Here is a 20,462-nt window from a genome sequence, read left to right as displayed (position 1 = left end):
TGGACGACACAGAGATGGGGAATGACGAGCATGAACGCGATGGAGCTGGAGATCGGTCTGTACGACTGGTCAGCGCTCCCGTGTCGCTACTGCAAGTCGGCGGCACATGTTCCCGCGGACCTCCTGCGGCTCGCCCGGGCGCGGACGGGTGAGGAGGCAGTGCCGCGCGGCATCGAGTACCACGTGCTCCAGGAGACCTGGGCGACCCCGACCGTCGTGCCCGTCGCCCGGGTGCTGATGGCCGGTCTGGCGGACCGGAGGGTCACTCCGGAGGCCCGGCACCAATTCCTTCACCTGCTCTGGTCGTTCGTCGTCGTGGACGACGATGCCCTCGCGGAGGCGTGCAAGGACGCGGTGCGGGCGGGGACCTGGTCGCTGTACGAGGAGATCCTTTCCGGCCGCTCCAAGGGCAGCGCGCTGATGGCCTACTGGCTGGTGAAGGAGGTGGAGACCGCTCCCGTCCGGGTGGAGTGGCTCCTCCGGGTCGCGCGGCACCTGCTGCCCGAGGACCTGTTCGAGGACGACGAGGAGTCGCCGACCGCGCAACTCCCCGGCTGACCGCCGGTTTGACGGGCGACCCGGCTGCCCGGGTCAGCGGAGTTGCTCGATCGCGCGCAGAATCAGGGCGCGCGCCTCGGCCCCGTACACCGCCATGCCGCGCAGCCGCTCGAACGCCGTTACGTAGAGGGCGACTTCGGTGGGCTGGGTGACTCGCACGCGTGCGGACATCAACTCTACGGACACCATCTGGTCGTCGTAGACGTGGAACAGCTCCTGCGGCCACAGGGTTCGTTGCACCGTGGTGGGGATGATGCCGAGGGACACGGAAGGCAGCGCGCCTGCGGTGAGCAGGTAGCCGAGCTGTGCGGCCATCGCGTCGGAGTCGCCCATCTGGTGCTTGAGTACGGCCTCTTCGATCACCATGACGAATCGGTGTCCCGGCTCATGCACGATCTTCGAGCGTTCCATGCGGGCGGCGGCTGCCTCGTCCACGTCGTTGGGCGCCTCGTACAACTCGGCGACGCCGGACAGGATGCCGCGGGCGTAGCCCTCGGTCTGGAGGACGCCGGGGACCAGTGTGGGCGAGTAGATGCGGAACAGAGAAGTCGCCCGGTACAGGTCGACATAGCTGTCTTGCAGACGGCGCAGTCCTGTCCGGACCTGACGGCGCCATTCGACATAGGCGGACTCGGCATCCCGGGACTGGGCGATGATGTCGGGCGCCTGGTCCTCGGCGTCGCACGCCCGGCACCAGCGGCGGATGTCGTCCGGACTGGGAGGCGTGCGGCCGTTCTCCAGTCGCGATGTCTTCGGATGGGTCCAGCCACAGCGCGCGGCAAGCTCTGTCCCGGTCAGGCCCGCGTCGGCGCGCAGGTCTCGCAGGCGGCGCGCGACGCGGTCGCGTTGGGCCTGCGCCGAGGAGGACGGGGAGGTAGCCATGTGGTGCGGCCGGACCCTTCGTGTCGAACTAGCTGATCTTGTATTCGTCGTGCGGCACGGCGCGTGACCATACGGCCTCGAAAGCCTCGGCGCACAGCCGAGCCGCAGCCGGATCGTCGCTGATCTCGCCCGGTGCGCTCGCGCCGTCTCCGGTGAAGTGGTTCCACCGGATCAGGCGGCTGTCGATCAGCCAGAAGTCGTTGCCCGGCAGAGCGATGTCGGACGCGCGTCGGCGGGGCAGCCATCGGACCTGTTCACCCGCGGCCACGTTGACGGACGTGCCCGCGTACTCGTACCGGATGTAGTCGCTCACCGGTTCGGACACGATCCGCGCGCGGCGCACGGCAACACCACGGGCGACCGTACGCCGAATCAGTTGAGTCCAAGGGGCCCAGTACGGGGAGTCGGGATCGGCGTCTACGGTCCCTGACTCTTTCCAGCGGGCCAGTGCCTCCGCCTCGGCGGCCACTCCATAGGAGTCCCGCATCTCAAGGTGCACAGCCGAGTGCCGAGCCCCGTCGAGCAGATCAGCGAAGCTGGGAACGCTCTGCAACTTCGCACGCCTCCCTCAGGATCGGCACCATGCGGGCGGGTACGCGCACCACGCCCTCGTGCTCGGGGATGCCGACCGCGTGGCCGGGCACCTCGAAGCCTGCGCACTCCGCCTCGGTTGCCGCGTCGGGCTTCCACCCTTGGATGACCAGCTCTCCTCTGCTTTCGTCGACCCAGACCGTGGGGCTCTCGCCCTGGCCTGTGCTCGGGTCGATGCCGATGAACCGTAGTGACATGGCAGCCTCCAACGCTCCAAGCGTGCATGGATGTTCACACGCTGGCCCCGATGTACCGTCAGGTCAAGAGGGCATTTAGCGCGACTAGCTGGGCTGACTAACTGGCGTGAACATTCACGAACATGACTGGCAGGGCGGCACATCGCGCCTCTAGCGTCGGCTGAGATGCGAAAGCCCCGGGCGAGGTAGGCACCTCTCCGGGGCTGGCCGACGCCCGAGGAGCGCCGACACCATGGAACGTACAACCGGCACAGCACCGCCCACCGCACGGGATCGCGGCACGCTGCGCCCCGTCGAGGCCGGACCCGGCGTATTCGAGCACAGCGCCACCGACCGGCGCCTGGCCGTCGAGCGCTGGCTGTTGTCGACGTTGCCCGACCCGCGCGGGCGGGAAGTGGCTCGCAAGCAGTGGCGGGAGATGGGTGCCGCGATGCTGCCCCTCGGTGGCCTGGTTTCCGCCGTGCGGATTCCCGCCCGCCTCGTGCACGCCGTCGCCGGGACCGCCGTGCCGGCCGATGTCGACGAGTTCCTCGAGCACGCTCTCGACGGCGGGCCGGTCATCTGTGTGCTGCACGGCGGTCGGCGGTACTACGCCCTCGTGCCGGGCGGCATGCCCCGCACCTGGCACGACGCGGCCGAGGAATGGCGCGCGAGCGAGGTCGACTGCCTCGGCCGTGACGCCCTGCTGGGCGTGCCGCCGGTGACGCGGGTGGACCATGACCCCGCGACCTGGGCGTCGTACTGGTCGGTGCCGATGGCCTCCGCGGGGGAGTTGTGCGCGCCGCTGTCCGTGGCCCGGCTCATCGCCACCGGCGTGCACCGGCTCGGCGAGGAGGCCGAGCCGACGTCGATGCGTGAGGTGAAGTAGCACGCGGTGCTGTTGCGCGCCATGCCACGGAATGCCTCGGCCCCGACACCCGCCCCGCCCCGCCCCGCACAAGATCGCGCCATAGCCCCGCACGGGACGTGTCTCGCGGCGACCGCCGTGTTACCAAGAACCCATGTCACCTCACGAACCCCACCACGCCTACGACGCCGTCATCGTCGGCGGCGGGCACAACGGACTTGTCGCGGCTGCCTATCTGGCTCGGGCCGGGCGGTCCGTGCTGGTGTTGGAGCGGTTGGACCATACCGGTGGGGCCGCCGTGTCGACGCGGCCGTTCGCCGGGGTGGACGCGCGGTTGTCGCGGTACTCGTACCTCGTCAGCCTGCTGCCGGAGAAGATCGTGCGGGATCTCGGGCTGCGGTTCCGGGTCCAGGGGCGGACCATCTCGTCGTACACCCCCGTGGAGAGGGACGGGCGGCCGACCGGGCTGCTCGTCGGCGGGGGCGAGGAGCGCACCCGGGACGCCTTCGCGCGGCTGACCGGCGGGGAGCGCGAGTACGCCGCCTGGCGGCGGTTCTACGGGATGACCGGCGAGGTCGCGCAACGGGTGTTCCCCACGCTCACCGAACCGCTGCCCAGCCGTGACGAGCTGCGCCGCCGCGTCGATGACGACGAGGCGTGGCGGGTGCTCTTCGAGGAGCCGATCGGCGTGGCCGTCGAGGAGCGCTTCGTCGACGACCTGGTGCGGGGCGTCGTTCTCACCGACGCGCTGATCGGCACCTTCGCCGACGCCCACGACCCCTCCCTCAAGCAGAACCGCTGCTTCCTCTACCACGTCATCGGCGGCGGCACCGGCGCCTGGGACGTGCCCGTCGGCGGCATGGGCGCCCTCACCGACGCCCTGGCCGCCGCCGCCCGGGACGCGGGAGCCGTCATCGCCACCGGCCACGAGGCCGTACGCATCGCCACCGACGGCCGTACCGCCGAGGTCACCTATCGGACCGCGGAGGGGGAAGGGGTCGCCAGTGCCAGGCATGTGCTGGTCAACGCCTCCCCGCAGGCGCTCGCCGAGCTGACCGGTGACACCCCGCCCGGTCCCGCCGAGGGCGCCCAGCTCAAGGTGAACATGCTGCTCACCCGGCTGCCCCGGCTGCGGGACACCGCCGTCGATCCGCGCGAGGCGTTCGCCGGTACCTTCCACATCGCCGAGGGCTACCGGCAGCTCGCCGCCGCCCACGCCCAGGCCGCGGCGGGGGAGTTGCCCACCGCCCCGCCGTCCGAGATCTACTGCCACTCCCTGACCGACCCGTCGATCCTCGGCCCCGACCTCGTCGAGCGCGGCTACCAGACGCTCACCCTGTTCGGCCTGCACACCCCCGCCCGGCTCTTCGAGCGGGACAACGACGCCGTGCGCGAGGAACTGCTGAAGGCCACCCTCGCCCAGCTCGACGCCCATCTCGCCGAACCGCTCGCCGACTGTCTGGCCCTCGACGCCGACGGCCGCCCCTGCATCGAGGCGCGCACCCCGCTGGACCTGGAGCGCGACCTCGGTCTGCCCGGCGGGAACATCTTCCACCGGGACCTGTCCTGGCCCTACGCCGACGAGAGCACCGGCCGCTGGGGCGTCGAGACCCCGCACGCCAACGTCCTGCTGTGCGGGGCCGGTGCGGTGCGCGGAGGAGGGGTGAGCGGGGTGCCGGGACACAACGCGGCGATGGCCGTCCTGGAGGCCACGACGGCGTGAACGGGCCTGCCTCCGTCCCCCACAAGTAATCTGACGGTGTATCAGAAAAGGTCTTCCGTCGTCCGGAGGACTGCGGCATCCTGCGCCCATGCAGACGGAGCTGAGCAAGCAACTGGGCGTCGAGCACGCCGTCTTCGGCTTCACGCCGTTCCCGGCCGTCGCCGCGGCCATCAGTCGCGCCGGCGGCTTCGGCGTGCTCGGCGCGGTCCGCTACACCGCCCCCGACGAGCTGGAACGCGACCTCGACTGGATCGAGGCGCATGTCGACGGGCGGCCGTACGGGCTCGATGTCGTGATGCCCGCCCGCAGAGTGGAGGGGGTGACCGAGGCCGACGTCGAGGCCATGATCCCCGAGGGGCACCGGCGGTTCGTGCGGGAGACCCTCGCCAAGTACGGGGTGCCGGAACTCGCCGAGGGCGAGGCGTCCGGCTGGCGCATCACCGGCTGGATGGAACAGGTCGCCCGCCGCCAGCTCGACGTCGCCCTCGGCTATCCGATCCGGCTGCTCGCCAACGCCCTCGGCTCGCCGCCCGCCGACGTCGTCGCCCGTGCCCATGACCGCGGCGTCCTGGTGGCCGCGCTGGCCGGCAGCGCCCGGCACGCGCGCAAGCACCGGGAGGCGGGCATCGACGTCGTGGTGGCCCAGGGCTACGAGGCCGGCGGGCACACCGGGGAGATCGCCTCGATGGTGCTCACCCCGGAGGTCGTGGACGCCGTCGACCCGCTGCCCGTCCTCGCCGCCGGCGGCATCGGCAGCGGACGGCAGATCGCCGCCGCCCTCGCGCTCGGCGCCCAGGGCGTCTGGCTCGGCTCGCTCTGGCTGACCACCACCGAGGCCGACCTGCACTCACCCGCGCTGACCAGGAAACTCCTCGACGCCGGCTCCGGCGACACCGTGCGCTCCCGCGCCCTCACCGGCAAACCCGCACGCCAGCTCCGTACCGAGTGGACCGACGCCTGGGACGACCCGCACGGACCCGGCACCCTGCCGATGCCCCTCCAGGGCCTGCTGGTCGCCGAGGCCGTCTCCCGCATCCAGAAGTACGAGATCGACCCCCTGCTCGGCACGCCCGTCGGCCAGATCGTCGGCCGGATGAACGACGTCCGCAGCGTCCGCGCCGTCTTCGACGACCTCACCCGGGGCTTCGAACAGGCCGTGGACCGCGTCAACCGCATCGCCGGAAGGAGCGGCCAGTGACGAGCGCACCCCCCACGGGCTTCTGGGCCCAGGCCACCGCCGACCCCGACCGCACGGTCCTGATCGCCCCCGACGGTGAGGAATGGACCGCCGGACGTCTGCACGCCGCCTGCAACCGGCTGGTGCACGGACTGCGCGCGGCCGGGATGGAGCGCGGCGACGCGTTCGCCGTCGTCCTGCCCAACTCGGTGGAGTTCCTCACCGCCTATCTCGCCGCCTCCCAGGCCGGGTTCTACCTCGTGCCCGTCAACCACCATCTGGTCGGCCCCGAGATCGCCTGGATCGTCTCCGACTCCGGCGCCAAAGTCCTTGTCGCGCACGAGCGTTACGGCGAACAGGCCGCCCGTGCCGCCGACGAGGCCGGTCTGCCCGCCGCCCGCCGGTACGCCGTCGGCGGCATCGAGGGATTCCGCCCGTACGCCGAACTCCTCGACGGGCGACCGGAGTCGGCGCCCGACGACCGCACCCTCGGCTGGGTCATGAACTACACCTCCGGTACGACGGGCCGCCCGCGCGGCATCCGGCGCCCGCTGTCCGGTCGGCTCCCCGAGGAGGCGTATCTCGGCGGCTTCCTCGGCATCTTCGGCATCCGGCCCTTCGACGACAACGTGCACCTCGTCTGCTCGCCGCTCTACCACACGGCCGTCCTCCAGTTCGCGGGCGCCTCGCTGCACATCGGCCACCGGCTGGTCCTGATGGACCGGTGGACGCCCGAGGAGATGCTCCGCCTCATCGACACGCACCGCTGCACGCACACCCACATGGTCCCGACCCAGTTCCACCGTCTGCTGGCCCTCCCGGACGCCGTCCGGGCGCGCTACGACGTCACGTCGATGCGGCACGCCATCCACGGCGCCGCCCCCTGCCCCGACCATGTGAAGCGCGCCATGATCGAGTGGTGGGGGGACTGCGTGGAGGAGTACTACGCGGCCAGCGAGGGCGGCGGCGCCTTCGCCACGGCCGAGGACTGGCTGAAGAAGCCCGGCACCGTCGGCCGGGCCTGGCCGATCAGCGAACTGGCCGTCTTCGACGACGACGGCAACCGGCTGCCGCCCGGTCAACTCGGCACCGTCTACATGAAGATGACCACCGGCGGCTTCGCCTACCACAAGGACGAGGCGAAGACCCGGAAGAACCGCATCGGCGACTTCTTCACCGTCGGCGACCTCGGTGTCCTCGACGAGGACGGCTATCTCTTCCTGCGCGACCGCAAGATCGACCTGATCATCTCGGGCGGCGTCAACATCTACCCGGCCGAGATCGAGTCCGCGCTCCTCGCCCACCCCGCCGTCGCCGACGCGGCGGCCTTCGGCATCCCGCACGACGACTGGGGCGAGGAGGTCAAGGCGGTCGTCGAACCCGCCCCCGGCCATCTGCCCGGGCCCGGCCTGGCCGCCGCCCTCCTCGCGCACTGCGCGGAGCGGCTCGCCGGGTACAAGCGCCCCAGGACCGTCGACTTCATTGCCGAGATGCCCCGCGACCCCAACGGCAAGCTGTACAAACGGCGGCTGCGGGAGCCCTACTGGGAGGGACACGCCCGGCCGCTGTGACAGCGGGCGCGCGCCCTGACTTGACCCGCCCCGGCGGCCCGCCGAAGATCATGCGCATGACCTCAGGAGACGGGACGCCAGGAGACGGGACCCCGGGAGACGGGACCTCAGGACAGGGGACCTCGGAACACCGGACCCCAGGACACGGCAGCACGGTCGACGGGGTGCTGCGGCGCAGCGCCCGCCGCACCCCGGCCCGCGTCGCGGTCGAGTACCGCGACCGCACCTGGACCTACGAGGAACTGGACGAGGCCGTCTCCCGCGCGGCGGCCGTCCTGCGCGAGCAGGGCCTCGCCCCCGGTGACCGGGTCGCCGCCTACGGCCACAACTCCGACGCCTACCTCGTCGCGTTCCTCGCCTGCGCCCGTGCCGGCCTGGTCCACGTCCCCGTGAACCAGAACCTCACCGGCGACGACCTCGCCTATCTGGTCGGCCAGTCCGGCAGCGCGCTCGTGCTCGCCGACCCCGACCTGGCGGACCGGCTCCCCGACGGCGTACCGACCCTGCCGCTGCGCGACACCGACGGCTCCCTGCTCGCCCTGCTGCCCGGCACGGCGCCGTACGACGGTCCCGAGCCGCGCGGCGAGGACCTGGTGCAGCTCCTCTACACCTCGGGGACGACGGCCCTGCCGAAGGGCGCGATGATGAGCCACCGCGCGCTGGTCCACGAGTACCTGAGCGCGATCGCCGCCCTCGACCTCAGCGCCGGGGACCGCCCCGCGCACTCGCTGCCGCTCTACCACTCCGCGCAGATGCACGTCTTCCTGCTGCCCTACCTGGCGGTCGGCGCCACCAACCTGATCCTCGACGCGCCCGACGGCGACCGGCTCTTCGACCTGATCGAGGAGGGCCGCGTCGACAGCCTCTTCGCCCCGCCCACCGTATGGATCGGACTGGCCAACCGCCCCGACTTCGCCACCCGCGACCTGAGCGGGCTGCGCAAGGCGTACTACGGCGCGTCCGTCATGCCGGTGCCCGTGCTGGAACGCCTGCGCGAACGGCTGCCGAAGCTGGGCTTCTACAACTGCTTCGGCCAGAGCGAGATCGGCCCGCTCGCCACCGTCCTCGCCCCCGACGAGCACAAGGGCCGGATGGACTCCTGCGGCCGCACGGTGCTGTTCGTGGACGCCCGCGTCGTGGACGAGCAGGGCGCGGACGTCCCCGACGGCACGCCCGGCGAGATCGTCTACCGCTCGCCGCAGTTGTGCGAGGGCTACTGGGACAAGCCCGAGGAGACCGCCGAGGCGTTCCGCGACGGCTGGTTCCACTCCGGGGACCTCGCCGTCCGGGACGCGCACGGCTACTTCACGATCGTCGACCGGGTGAAGGACGTCATCAACTCCGGTGGTGTGCTGGTCGCCTCGCGCCAGGTCGAGGACGCCCTCTACACCCATGAGGCGGTCGCCGAGGCCGCGGTGATCGGCCTGCCCGACGACAAGTGGATCGAGGCGATCACCGCCGTCGTCGTGCCGCGCGGCGAGGTGAGCGAGGACGATCTGATCGCCCACACCCGGGAGAAGCTGACCGCGTTCAAGGCGCCCAAGCGGGTCCTCTTCGTGGACGAACTCCCACGCAACGCCAGCGGGAAGATCCTCAAGCGGGAGCTGCGGGAGCGGTTCGCCTGATGCCGCACCTCACAGCGCCGGACGGGACCCGGCTCACCTACCACCTCCGGGGCGAGGGCGATCCGCTCGCCCACCACCTCCGGGGCGAGGGCGATCCGCTCGTCGTCCTGCCCGGCGGGCCGATGCGCGCCTCCCGCTACCTGGGCGATCTCGGCGGGCTCGCCGCGCACCGCCGGCTCGTCCTGCTCGACCTGCGCGGCACGGGCGACTCCGAGGTGCCGGCCGATCCGGCGTCGTATCGCTGCGACCGCCAGGTGGAGGACGTCGAGGCGCTGCGGATTCATCTGGGGCTCGAACGGATGGACCTGCTCGGGCACTCGGCGGGCGGCAGCCTCGCGACGCTGTACGCGGCGCGGTACCCGGAGCGGGTGGCCCGGCTCGCGCTGGTCACCGTGATCCCCTGGGCGATCGGCGAGCCGGCGACGGCCGAGGACCGGCTGGAGGCGGCCCGTTCGCGCGCGGGGGAGCCGTGGTTCGCGACGGCGTTCCCCGCCCTGGAAGCCTGGTTGTCCGGCGAGGGCGAGCCCGACTGGGACCTGCTCGGCGCCTTCTTCTACGGCCGTTGGGACGACGCCGCCCGGGCGCACGACGCTGCCGCGGAGTGGGAGACCAACGACGAGGCGGGCGACCGCTTCCACGACCCGGCCGCCTTCGACCCGCCCGCCCTGCGCGGCGCCCTCGAACGGCTCACCGCGCCCGTCCTGGTCCTCGCCGGTGAACTCGACGGCGGTCCCACGCCCGCCCTGGCCCGGCGTCTGGCCGCCGTGTTCCCGCACGCGGAGTCCGTCGTGCAGCCGCGCGCGGGGCACTATCCGTGGCTGGACGACCCGGAGTGGTTCACGGCGCGGATCGCCGCGTTCCTCGACGCCCCCGCGCGCCGTGACTGAGCCGGTCCGTCAGTCGCCGGCCGCCACCTGCCGTGCCCAGCGGTAGTCCGCCTTGCCGCTGGGGGAGCGGCGGATGGTGTCGGTGAGGACCAGCCGGCGCGGGATCTTGTAACCGGCGAGCCGGGCGCGGCAGTGGGTCTGGATGGCCTCCAGGGAGGGGCGCGGCGCGCCCGTGCGCAACTGGACCACCGCCGCGACATGGTTGCCCCAGGTCGCGTCCGGCACCCCGGCGACCAGTGCGTCGTAGACGTCCGGATGCGACTTCAGGGCCTGTTCGACCTCCTCGGGGTACACCTTCTCGCCGCCGGTGTTGATGCACTGCGAGCCCCGGCCCAGGACGACGACCACACCCTCCTCGTCGACGGTGGCCATGTCACCGAGCAGCACCCAGCGTTCGCCGTCCTTCTCGAAGAAGGTCTCGGCGGTTTTCGCCGGGTCGTTGTAGTAGCCGAGCGGGACGTGGCCCTGCTGGGCGACCCGGCCGACCTCACCGGGGGTGATCGGCTCGTGGGTGACCGGATCGACCACGCGGGTGCGGGAGTTGACCCGGATGCGGAAGCCGCGTTCGGGGCCCGAGTCGTCCGTCGCGGTGCCGTTGAAGCCGGACTCGGAGGATCCGAAGTTGTTCAGGAGCAGCGCGTTCGGCAGCAGGGCCCGGAACTGGGCGCGGACCGTGTCCGACATGATCGCCCCGGAGGAGGACACGCTGAACACGGACGAGCAGTCGGTGCCGCGCAGCGGTCCCTCCAGCGCGTCGATCAGCGGGCGCAGCATCGCGTCACCGACCAGGGAGACGGCGTTGACCTTCTCCGCGGCGATGGTCCGCAGCACCTCCTCGGGCACGAACTTGCGGTGCAGCACGACGCGTTGGCCGAAGTTGAAGCCGATGAACGCGGTGAGGGTGGAGGTGCCGTGCATCAGCGGGGGCGTGGGGAAGAAGGTGATGCCCGAGCCGCCGGCCGCGACCCGCTCGGCCAGTTCCCGGGGGGACTTGACCGGCTCCCCGGTCGGTGCCCCGCCGCCCAGGCCCGCGAAGAACAGGTCCTCCTGGCGCCACATCACGCCCTTGGGCATCCCGGTGGTGCCGCCGGTGTAGATGATGAACTGGTCGTCGCCCGAGCGGGCGGGGAAGCCGCGGTGCGGGGAGCCGCCGGCCTCCGCGTCGGTGAACGCGGTGACCGCCTTGCCGAGCCGGTCGTCGTCGCTCGGCCCCACCCGGATCAGATGCCGCAGGGCCGGGGTCCGGGGCAGGGCCGCCGCCACCCGGTCGGTGAACTCCGCGTCGAAGACCAGCGCGGTGAGATCGGCGTCCCGGTAGAGGTAGACCAACTCCTCTTGCACATAGCGATAGTTGACGTTGACGGGGACGATCCGCGCCTTCAGGCAGCCCAGCACGGTCTGGAGGTACTCCACCCCGTTGTACAGGTGCAGGCCGAGGTGTTCGCCGGGCCGGATCCCGCTGTCCAGGAGGTGGTGGCCGATCCGGTTGGCCGCCGCGTCCAACGCCGCGTAGGTCAGGCGGCGTTCCTCGCCCGTGCCGGGATGGTCGACGTACACGAGCGCCTCACGGTCCGCCGCCACATCGACGACCGACTCGAACAGGTCGGCAAGGTTGTACTCCACCGCTCCTCCTGACCTCGCGCACGGCCGACGGCCCGGCCACCGGCGGGATGCCGGTCATCAGAGCAAAGGGAGCGACAAGTGGGAAGGGCTCGCGCAGCCCGAATCTGATGTGCTGTCAGAAATGAATCTGACTGAGTGTCAGAAAACCCTTGAAGTGCCTCCGCGCCTCCTGCAACCTGTTCTCGTTCTGTGCGTGGGGAGACGAGGGGAGACGGGTCATGGGCGGTACCGAACACCTCACCGTGCACCGCGAGGGCGCCACCCTGGTGCTCACGCTCAACCGGCCCGAGGCCAAGAACGCGCTCTCGCCGGCCATGCTCGTCGGCCTGTACGACGGCTGGACCGAGGCCGACGAGGACGACTCGGTCCGCTCGATCGTGTTCACCGGCGCAGGCGGCAGCTTCTGCGCCGGGATGGACCTCAAGGCCCTGGCCGGGCAGGGCATGGCGGGCGACACCTACCGCGACCGCCTCAAGGCCGACCCCGACCTGCACTGGAAGGCGATGCTGCGCCACCACCGTCCCCGCAAGCCGGTGATCGCCGCCGTCGAGGGCTACTGCGTCGCAGGCGGCACCGAGATGCTCCAGGGCACCGACATCCGGGTCGCCGGCGAGTCCGCCGTCTTCGGCCTCTTCGAGGTCCGGCGCGGACTGTTCCCCATCGGCGGCTCCACCGTCCGCCTGCCCCGCCAGATCCCGCGCACCCACGCCCTGGAGATGCTCCTCACCGGCCGCCCCTACACCGCCCGCGAGGCCGCGGACATCGGACTCGTCGGCCATGTCGTCCCGGACGGCACCGCCCTGGAGAAGGCCCTGGAGATCGCCGAACAGGTCAACGCCTGCGGCCCGTTGGCCGTCGAGGCCGTCAAGGCGTCGGTGTACGAGGCCGCCGAGCTGACCGAGACCGACGGCCTCGCCGCCGAACTCGCCCGCGGCTGGCCCGTGTTCGACACCGCCGACGCCAAGGAGGGCAGCCGCGCCTTCGCGGAGAAGCGGCCGCCCCGGTTCAAGCGCGCCTGAACTCCCAAGGAGGCACCGCCCGATGCCCGACGTCCTCAAGGCCCCCCTCGTCGTAGAGTTCCCCTTCACCCGCTCCCTCGGCCCCGTCCAGAGCGCCTTTCTCACCGGGCTGCGCGAACAGGTCGTCCTCGGCGTGCGGACCACCGACGGCCGCGTCCTCGTCCCGCCCGTCGAGTACGACCCCGTCACCGCCGACGAACTGGGCGACCTCGTGGAGGTCGCCCCCACCGGCACGGTCACCACCTGGGCCTGGAACCACGCCCCGCGCCGCGGCCAGCCCCTGGACACCCCCTTCGCCTGGGTCCTGGTCCGGCTCGACGGCGCCGACACCGCCCTCCTGCACGCCCTCGACGCCCCCGGCCCCGACACCGTCCGCACCGGCATGCGGGTCCGGATCCGCTGGGCGGCGCGGCGCACCGGCGCCATCACCGACATCGCCTGCTTCGAGCCCCACGACGGCGACCCCGCCCCCGTCACCGGCAGCACCAGCGCGTTCGAGGACCCCGTGACCGGCATCGTCGCCGCCGCCCGCCTCGACTACACCTACACACCCGGCCGCGCCCAGAGCGCCCACCTCGACGCCCTCACCGAGCGCCGCACCGTCGGCGAACGCTGCCCCTCCTGCCGCAAGGTGTACGTCCCGCCCCGCGGCGCCTGCCCCACCTGCGGCGTCGGCACCGCCGAACAGGTCGAGGTCGGCCCGCGCGGCACCGTCACCACGTTCTGCATCGTCAACATCAAGGCGAAGAACCTCGACATCGAGGTGCCCTACGTCTACGCCCACATCGCCCTCGACGGCGCCGACCTCGCGCTGCACGCACGCATCGGCGGCATCCCGTACGACCAGGTCCGCATGGGGCTGCGGGTCGAACCCGTGTGGACGCCGGGCGTCCGCCACCCCGACCACTACCGGCCCACCGGCGAACCCGACGCGGACTACGACACCTACAAGGAGCTGCTGTGACCCGGGAGATCGCCGTCGTGGCCTTCGCGCAGACCGACACCCTGCGCACCACCGAGGAACACTCCGAGGTGGAGATGCTCATGCCCGTCCTGCACGCCGTGCTGGAACGCACCGGGCTGAAGACGTCCGACATCGGCTTCACCTGCTCCGGCTCCAGCGACTACCTCGCCGGCCGCGCCTTCTCCTTCACCCTGGCCCTCGACGGCGTCGGCGCCTGGCCGCCGATCTCCGAGTCCCACGTCGAGACGGACGGCGCCTGGGCCCTGTACGAGGCATGGACCAAACTCCTCACCGGCGACGCGGACACCGCGCTCGTCTACTCCTACGGCAAGTCCTCGCCCGGCTCGCTGCGCGACGTCCTCACCCGCCAGCTCGACCCCTACTACGTCGCCCCGCTGTGGCCCGACTCCGTCGCCCTCGCCGCCCTCCAGGCCCAGGCGCTCATCGACACCGGCGCCACCGACGAGCCCGCCCTCGCCGCGATCGCCGCCCGCAGCCGCGCCACCGACAACCCGCACGCCCAGCTCCGCGGCACCCACCCGCACGGCGACTACCAGGTACGCCCGCTGCGCACCGGAGACTGCCCGCCGGTCGGCGACGGCGCCGCCGCCGTGATCCTCGCGGCCGGCGACCGCGCCCGCGAACTGTGCCCGCGCCCCGCCTGGATCCGCGGCATCGACCACCGCATCGAGGCCCACGCGCTCGGCGTGCGCGACCTGACCGACTCGCCCTCCACCCGGCTGGCCGCCGCACACGCCGGCGCCTTCGAACGCCCCGTCGACACCGCCGAACTGCACGCGCCGTTCACCTCCCAGGAGGTCGTCCTGCGCCGCGCCCTGGACCTCGGCGACGACGTGCGCGTCAACCCGTCCGGCGGGGCCCTCGCCGCCAACCCCATGATGGCCGCCGGACTCGCCCGCATCGGCGAGGCCGCCGCCCGCATCCACCGGGGTGAGTCCGACCGCGCCCTCGCCCACGCCACCTCAGGACCGTGTCTCCAGCAGAACCTGGTCGCCGTACTCGAAGGGGATCCGCGATGAGCAAGGAACCGGTGGCCGTCGTCGGGATCGGCCAGACCAGGCACGTCGCCGCACGCCGGGACGTGTCCATCGCCGGACTCGTCCGCGAGGCCGCCCGCCGCGCCCTCGACGACGCCGAACTGACCTGGGCCGACATCGACGCCGTCGTCATCGGCAAGGCGCCCGACTTCTTCGAGGGCGTCATGATGCCCGAGCTGTACCTCGCCGACGCGCTCGGCGCCGTCGGCAAGCCCATGCTCCGCGTGCACACGGCGGGCAGCGTCGGCGGCTCCACCGCGCTGGTCGCCGCGGGCCTGGTCGCCTCCCGGGTGCACACCACCGTGCTCACCCTCGCCTTCGAGAAGCAGTCCGAGTCCAACGCCATGTGGGGACTCTCCCTGCCGATCCCCTTCCAGCAGCCCCTGCTGGCCGGCGCCGGCGGCTTCTTCGCCCCGCACGTGCGCGCCTACATGCGGCGCAGCGGCGCCCCCGACACCGTCGGCTCCCTCGTGGCCTACAAGGACCGCCGCAACGCCCTCAAGAACCCCTACGCCCACCTCCACGAGCACGACATCACCCTGGAGAAGGTCCAGGCGTCCCCCATGCTGTGGGACCCGATCCGCTACTCCGAGACCTGCCCCTCCTCCGACGGCGCCTGCGCCATGGTCCTCACCGACCGGGCGGGTGCCGCACGCGCCCCCCGCCCGCCCGCCTGGATGCACGGCGGCGCGATGCGCAGCGAACCCACCCTCTTCGCCGGCAAGGACGCCGTCTCCCCGCGGGCCGGGCGGGACTGCGCGGCCGACGTCTACCGGCAGGCCGGCGTCAGCGACCCGCGCCGCGAGATCGACGCCGCCGAGATCTACGTACCGTTCTCCTGGTACGAGCCGATGTGGCTGGAGAACCTCGGCTTCGCCGCCGAGGGCGAGGGCTGGAAGCTCACCGAGTCCGGCGTCACCGAACTCGACGGCGATCTGCCCGTCAACATGTCGGGCGGTGTCCTGTCCACCAATCCCATCGGCGCCTCCGGCATGATCCGCTTCGCCGAGGCCGCGCTCCAGGTCCGCGGCCGGGCCGGAGAACACCAGGTGGAGCGGGCCCGCAGGGTCCTCGGCCACGCCTACGGCGGCGGCTCGCAGTTCTTCGCGATGTGGCTCGTGGGAGCGCGGCCACCCGAGTCCTGAAACGTCCTTTCCACGTGCTCTGTCCGCACCCGTGGGCGATCGCTAGGCTGGCCCGCGGACGACGAACCGGGAGGAGCACGGACGTGGCCGAGAGCACCATCCAGCAACAGCCGCTCACGGGCTGGGACAAGCCGGAGCTGGACCTCAGCAGCGCCGAGTGGCAGTCGAGCAGCCAGGGGCGGGGGGATGTCCAGATCGCCTTCGTCGAGGGATTCATCGCGATGCGCAACAGCGGCCGCCCCGAGAGTCCATCCCTGATCTTCACCCCCGCTGAATGGGGCGCGTTCGTCTCGGGCGCGCGGGAAGGGGAGTTCGACCTGACCTGAGCCGGCCCGCGAGCCGTCTTCCGTACCGGTTTCCGGGCCCATTTTCCGGACACGCGATCACGGACGCCCTCCTGGGGCCCCGCCTGGGCAAGGCTGGCCCCAGCAGGACACCGGTCGTCTTTCCGGAGGTGAGGACCATGAGCACCCTGCCGGTCGTCGTGGCCGTCGACGGTTCCGAGCACAGTCGGCGCGCCCTGGACTGGGCTCTGGACGCCGCTCGCAGACGCGGCGCCCCGCTGCGCGTCGCCCACGTCCGCCACCACGTCGCCTGGACGCCGCCCGGCGCCCCGGTCGTCGTACCCCCGCCCGCCGACGACGACCCGGTGCTCGCCGACGCCCGCGCCCGCGTCGACGCTGGCGGCGCCGGGGACGGGCCGCCGCCGCAGTACCTCGCCCTGGACGGCGCGCCCGGCGCGCTGCTGCCCGAACTGGGCGCCGAGGCCCAGCTCCTGGTGCTCGGCTCGCGGGGGCGCGGCGGCTTCGCCGGACTGCTGCTCGGCTCCAACGGCATGACCGCCGCCCGGGACGCCGAGTGCCCGGTCGTCATCGTGCCCCCGCCCGGCCGCGAGGTCGACGACCTGCTGCCCTCCGAACCCGGCGCCCGGGTGGTCGTGGGCCTCAAGGCCGACGCCCCCGACGACGCGACCCTCGCCCTCGCCTTCGCCGAGGCGGCCCTGCGCGAGGCGCGCGTCCAGGTGATCGCCGCCTACCCGTGGCCGATCCAGAGCTGGGTCGCCCCCGGTGACCTGGTGCTTCCCGTCTACGACCAGGACGCCGTGGAACACGAGACCCGCACCCTCGCCGACGGCTTCCTGACCGCACACCGCACCCGCCACCCCGAGGTCCCCGTGGAGGTCCGCCCGGCCCCCGGCGACGCCGCGGGCCTGCTGGTCGCCGCCTCGAAGAACGCCGACCTGGTCGTCGTCGGCCGCCACCGCCGCCGCCTGCTGGCCCCGGCCCGCATGCTCGGCTCGGTCACCCACGCGGTCCTCCTGCACGCGGCGAGTCCGGTGGCCGTGGTCCCGCCTGCCGCGGCGGAGGAGTGAACGCGGAGGGGTGAGGCGCCCCGCACCCGAGGTCCGCGTGGCGGTCAGGTCGGTTCCCGGTGACGCCGGGGCCTGTTCGTCGCTGTTTCCGAGGACGTGGAGCTGGTGGTCGTGGGCTGCCACCGCCGGTGCGTGCTCGCGCGGCGAGTCCGGTGGCGTGGCGCCGCCTGCCGCGGCAGCGGAGGAGTGAACGCGGAGGGGCGGGGCCCCGCAGCCGTGGTCGGCGTGGCGGTCAGCCGGTTCCCGGTGACGCCGGGGGCCTGTTCGTCGCCGCCTCCGAGGACGTGGAGCTGGTCGTCGTGGGCCGCCCCGCCGACGCCTGCCGGCTCCCGCTCGCATGCTCGGGTCGGTCACCCACACGCGGTCCTCCTGCACGCGGCGAGTCCGGTGGCCGTCGTGCCGCCTGTCGCGGCGAGGAGTGAGCGTGGAGGGGTGAGGCCCTGCACCCGAGGTCCGCGTGGCGGTCCGCTCGGTCGCCGGACTGCTGGTCGGCGCCTCCAAGGGCGCCGAGCCGGCCGTCGTCGTACCCCCCGCCGCGGCCGAGGAATGAGCCCCGGAAGGCCCCCGCCACCACCGGCGACGGCGGGCGGCCCGGACGACGTCCATGGGCCCCGGGCACGTACCATGGCCGCATGTCGTTCCTCCGCCGCCGCAGCGCCACCCCCGCCGGCCCCGACTTCGACGTGCTGGCCATGGACCCGGGCGACTGGCCCGGCAATCTCGGCGCCGGGCTGCTGCCCGCCCCCGACGGCACCTGCCAGGGCGTCTTCCTGCGCTACGACCTGTTCGGCGGCCGCGGCCCCGCGATGATCATCGGCAATCTCCCCGAGGGCTCCCCGGCCCGCGAGGTCGCCGAGGGCGAGGTCCCCTTCGAGGTGGCCCAGCTCCTCCTGGCGCTGGAGAACGACGAGGAGGTCACCGTCGTCAGCGTCGAGGACATGCCCGTCATGCAGGGCGACAACCTCCTCATCGTGCGGCGGCTGAAGCTCTCCGAAAGCCGGATCTCCTGCGTGCAGTTCGACCGCAGCGACAACGTCCTGGTGACGATCGCCGCCTGGGACCGCCCCATCACCGACGACCTGTACGCCCTGCTGAAGCCGCTCCCGGCGGAGCTGTTCCAGCAGGGCTGAGGCCCCTCCGTCAGGACGCGGCCGGGACGAGCTCGACGTCGGCCGCCCGGACGAACGCCACCCGGTGGCCGTACTGGATCTCGTAGTACTGCTCCTCGCCCACCACGACCCGGTGCGAGGCGGTGTCGTAGGTGACGGAGTAGTAGTACTCGCCCGCCACCTTGCCGCCGGTCACGTACCGCTGCCCCTGCGGCAGGGTGTACGGCAGCGGGGAGAGCGGCTGGACGGGGACGCCGGAGGGGTAGGCGGACGCCTCCGGGTAGGCCCGCCCGTATACCGGGATACTGCTGACCCCCGCCTTCGGGGTGATCAGCGTGCCGTCCGAGGGCATCGCCGCCGGCTGTCCGGACGGGTTGCGGAACCATGCCTTCTGGCCGAGGTACCAGATCGCCGTCCAGTCGCCCCAGGTGTCCGCGACCGCGAACTGCTGGCCGGTGGAGACCCGCGAGGAGAGGTCGTTGACCCCGGTCGTCGGGGCCGAGCCCATCGCCGGGTCCTTGATCAGGGCCGACGACTCGTCGTGGTCGGAGTACAGCCGTACCGCGCTCGAACCGTGCGCCGGGCACGGCTGGCCCTGGCCCGAGCAGCCCGTGTAGGGCGGGCGGTTCGCGGCGTAGTCCGGGCGGATCGTCACCACACCGGTGCCGCCGCCGGGCGCCGCCTCGAACGGCTTGCCGAGCAGGTCGAAGTAGTGCCGCCAGTCCCAGTACGGGCCCGGGTCGGTGTGCATGCCGGGGACGGCCGCCGCGGTCGGGCCGGGCACCGTGTCGTGGCCCAGGATGTGCTGCCGGTCCAGCGGGATCCCGTACCTGGCCGCCAGATACGACACCAGCCGCGCCGACGAGCGGTACATCGCCTCCGTGTACCAGGAGTCCGGCTGGGCGAGGAAGCCCTCGTGCTCCAGGCCGACCGACTTGGAGTTGACGTACCAGTTGCCCGAGTGCCAGGCGACGTCCTTCGCCTTCACGTGCTGGGCGATGTGCCCGTCGGTGGAGCGCAGGGAGTAGTTCCAGGAGACGTACGTCGGATCCTGCACGGACTCGATGACACCGGCCCAGCCGCCCTCGGTGTCGTGGACGACGATGTACTCGACGGCCTGGGACGCCGGGCGGTCGGCCAGGTCGTGGTTGCCGTAGTCGTCCTGGCCGAACTCCTCGTAGGGCGCCGGGATCCACTCGCAGGCCACGGTCGCCGGGCACTCGGTGTCCGCGGCGGACGCCGTGCGCAGCCCCGCCCGGCGGAGCTGGGCGGTGTCCGGCCGTACGGCGGGACGCGCGGCCAGCGCCATCGCCTGGCCGGCGTCCGTGGTGCGGCGCTGCCCGGTGCGCAGGACGTCGTACACGTCGTCGGCGTACCGGGCGGCCGTCGCCGTGTCGTCCGCGCCGGAGAAACGGGCCACCGCGCCGTACCAGTCGGCCGGGTCGGCGCTCGCCGGCTCGCCCAGGTCCCGCTGGGCGGCGGCGAGCAGGGCGGCGCCGCCGCGGACGTTGGCCGCGGGGTCCGAGCGCAGCTCCTTCTCGCTCAGGCCGGTGAGTTCGGCCGCCCTCGGGAGCGTGGTCAGCCGGGCCGGCAGCTTCGCGGGCGCGGGCGTCCGGGGCGGCGCGGGGTGCAGCGCGGCGCGGGCCGTGTCGCCGCGGGGGTCTTCGGTGCCCTCGGTGTGGTGGGCGGCCTCGGCGAGGGCGGTGCGGGCGTCGGTGAGATGCATCGGGCCGTAGCCGCCGGTCACGCTCGGCGCGCCGGCGTGCCCGTCCCAGCGGGACTGGAGATAGGACACGGCGAGCAGCACGCCCGGCGGCACGTGGTACTCGGCGGCCGCGGCGGCGAACGACCGCTGGAGGGACTGCGCCGGGGGCCCGGCGGGCGGGGGCGGTCCGGCCGGGGGCCGGGCCGTGGCGGGTGCCGCGCCGAGCAGCGGCAGCAGCAGAGCCGCCGACGCCACGGCGCCTGCGGCTCTGCGAGGAGTGGGGGGTGTGCGCAAGGCGGTCTCCTGGGCCGGGGGTGGGGGAGTGCGGCGCCGGAACGCGGCGCTTGTCGCACCGGCTTGCCGACGACCCGTCAATCATGCCCACCCACGGCGGATTTCCCCGCCGGGA

General features: G+C 72.7%; 19 protein-coding genes. 14 read left to right on the top strand and 5 right to left on the bottom strand.

Annotation, left to right across the window (positions count from 1 at the left end):
- Window positions 1-21: 21 nt before the first annotated feature.
- Window positions 22-558, top strand: a complete 537-nt coding sequence (locus tag AFM16_RS03425) for a hypothetical protein (RefSeq protein WP_143648302.1) — start codon at window positions 22-24, stop codon at window positions 556-558.
- Between the two features lie 33 nt (window positions 559-591).
- Here the strand turns inward: AFM16_RS03425 and AFM16_RS03420 are convergent, their stop codons facing one another.
- From AFM16_RS03420 to AFM16_RS03410, 3 genes are read right to left on the bottom strand one after another with little or no spacing between them, the layout of a single operon-like run.
- The gene (locus tag AFM16_RS03420; RefSeq protein WP_030787423.1) at window positions 592-1,440 is read right to left on the bottom strand and encodes a helix-turn-helix domain-containing protein; all 849 of its coding nucleotides are present in this window, start codon (window positions 1,438-1,440) and stop codon (window positions 592-594) included.
- Window positions 1,441-1,468: 28 nt separating this feature from the next.
- Window positions 1,469-1,927: a DUF6879 family protein gene (locus tag AFM16_RS03415; protein ID WP_245177949.1), complete on the bottom strand. Its 459-nt coding sequence runs from the start codon at window positions 1,925-1,927 to the stop codon at window positions 1,469-1,471.
- A 40-nt stretch (window positions 1,928-1,967) separates the two neighbouring features.
- Window positions 1,968-2,228: a hypothetical protein gene (locus AFM16_RS03410; protein ID WP_078632262.1), complete on the bottom strand. Its 261-nt coding sequence runs from the start codon at window positions 2,226-2,228 to the stop codon at window positions 1,968-1,970.
- 232 nt (window positions 2,229-2,460) lie between these two features.
- Between AFM16_RS03410 and AFM16_RS03405 the strand changes: the two genes are divergently transcribed.
- The 6 genes from AFM16_RS03405 (at window position 2,461) to AFM16_RS03380 (ending at window position 10,058) form a co-directional block, all read left to right on the top strand.
- On the top strand, window positions 2,461-3,096 hold the full coding sequence (locus AFM16_RS03405) for a hypothetical protein (RefSeq protein WP_078632260.1): 636 nt from the start codon (window positions 2,461-2,463) through the stop codon (window positions 3,094-3,096).
- 133 nt (window positions 3,097-3,229) lie between these two features.
- Window positions 3,230-4,798, top strand: coding sequence for a phytoene desaturase family protein (locus tag AFM16_RS03400; protein ID WP_078632258.1), 1,569 nt, complete (start codon window positions 3,230-3,232; stop codon window positions 4,796-4,798).
- 88 nt (window positions 4,799-4,886) lie between these two features.
- Window positions 4,887-5,996, top strand: a complete 1,110-nt coding sequence (locus tag AFM16_RS03395; protein WP_078632256.1) for an NAD(P)H-dependent flavin oxidoreductase — start codon at window positions 4,887-4,889, stop codon at window positions 5,994-5,996.
- On the top strand, window positions 5,993-7,546 hold the full coding sequence (locus AFM16_RS03390; RefSeq protein WP_078632254.1) for an acyl-CoA synthetase: 1,554 nt from the start codon (window positions 5,993-5,995) through the stop codon (window positions 7,544-7,546). The genes AFM16_RS03395 and AFM16_RS03390 overlap by 4 nt, the downstream gene beginning before the upstream one ends.
- Window positions 7,547-7,710: 164 nt before the next feature.
- Complete coding sequence (locus AFM16_RS03385; RefSeq protein WP_370628001.1) at window positions 7,711-9,171, top strand: acyl-CoA synthetase; 1,461 nt, start codon at window positions 7,711-7,713, stop codon at window positions 9,169-9,171.
- Window positions 9,171-10,058: an alpha/beta fold hydrolase gene (locus tag AFM16_RS03380; RefSeq protein WP_030787437.1), complete on the top strand. Its 888-nt coding sequence runs from the start codon at window positions 9,171-9,173 to the stop codon at window positions 10,056-10,058. The genes AFM16_RS03385 and AFM16_RS03380 overlap by 1 nt, the downstream gene beginning before the upstream one ends.
- A 9-nt stretch (window positions 10,059-10,067) precedes the next feature.
- Here the strand turns inward: AFM16_RS03380 and AFM16_RS03375 are convergent, their stop codons facing one another.
- Window positions 10,068-11,681, bottom strand: coding sequence for an acyl-CoA synthetase (locus tag AFM16_RS03375; RefSeq protein ID WP_078632252.1), 1,614 nt, complete (start codon window positions 11,679-11,681; stop codon window positions 10,068-10,070).
- A gap of 218 nt (window positions 11,682-11,899) precedes the next feature.
- Between AFM16_RS03375 and AFM16_RS03370 the strand changes: the two genes are divergently transcribed.
- The 7 genes from AFM16_RS03370 (at window position 11,900) to AFM16_RS03340 (ending at window position 18,369) form a co-directional block, all read left to right on the top strand.
- Window positions 11,900-12,700 (top strand): crotonase/enoyl-CoA hydratase family protein, encoded by an 801-nt coding sequence (locus AFM16_RS03370; RefSeq protein WP_078632250.1) that lies wholly within the window; start codon window positions 11,900-11,902, stop codon window positions 12,698-12,700.
- 22 nt (window positions 12,701-12,722) lie between these two features.
- Entirely contained in the window at window positions 12,723-13,664 is a 942-nt protein-coding gene (locus tag AFM16_RS03365; RefSeq protein ID WP_078632249.1) for a Zn-ribbon domain-containing OB-fold protein, read from the top strand.
- Window positions 13,661-14,704, top strand: a complete 1,044-nt coding sequence (locus AFM16_RS03360) for a thiolase family protein (RefSeq protein ID WP_030787450.1) — start codon at window positions 13,661-13,663, stop codon at window positions 14,702-14,704. The genes AFM16_RS03365 and AFM16_RS03360 overlap by 4 nt, the downstream gene beginning before the upstream one ends.
- Window positions 14,701-15,867: a thiolase family protein gene (locus AFM16_RS03355; protein ID WP_078632247.1), complete on the top strand. Its 1,167-nt coding sequence runs from the start codon at window positions 14,701-14,703 to the stop codon at window positions 15,865-15,867. Before AFM16_RS03360 ends, AFM16_RS03355 begins: the two co-directional genes overlap by 4 nt.
- 83 nt (window positions 15,868-15,950) lie before the next feature.
- Window positions 15,951-16,193, top strand: coding sequence for a DUF397 domain-containing protein (locus tag AFM16_RS03350; RefSeq protein WP_030787453.1), 243 nt, complete (start codon window positions 15,951-15,953; stop codon window positions 16,191-16,193).
- Between the two features lie 137 nt (window positions 16,194-16,330).
- The gene (locus AFM16_RS03345) at window positions 16,331-17,239 is read left to right on the top strand and encodes a universal stress protein (RefSeq protein WP_078632245.1); all 909 of its coding nucleotides are present in this window, start codon (window positions 16,331-16,333) and stop codon (window positions 17,237-17,239) included.
- A gap of 632 nt (window positions 17,240-17,871) precedes the next feature.
- Window positions 17,872-18,369 carry a glycosyltransferase family protein gene (locus AFM16_RS03340; protein ID WP_030787456.1) on the top strand — a complete coding sequence of 166 codons (498 nt, stop codon included), beginning with the start codon at window positions 17,872-17,874 and terminating at the stop codon, window positions 18,367-18,369.
- Between the two features lie 10 nt (window positions 18,370-18,379).
- Here the strand turns inward: AFM16_RS03340 and AFM16_RS03335 are convergent, their stop codons facing one another.
- Entirely contained in the window at window positions 18,380-20,347 is a 1,968-nt protein-coding gene (locus tag AFM16_RS03335) for an N-acetylmuramoyl-L-alanine amidase (protein WP_245177625.1), read from the bottom strand.
- Window positions 20,348-20,462 lie beyond the last annotated feature (115 nt).

This window comes from Streptomyces antibioticus (assembly GCF_002019855.1).
Lineage (GTDB): Bacteria > Actinomycetota > Actinomycetes > Streptomycetales > Streptomycetaceae > Streptomyces > Streptomyces antibioticus_B.
Note: the sequence above shows the minus strand (reverse complement) of the source record. Positions and strands in the feature narration are given on the sequence as shown.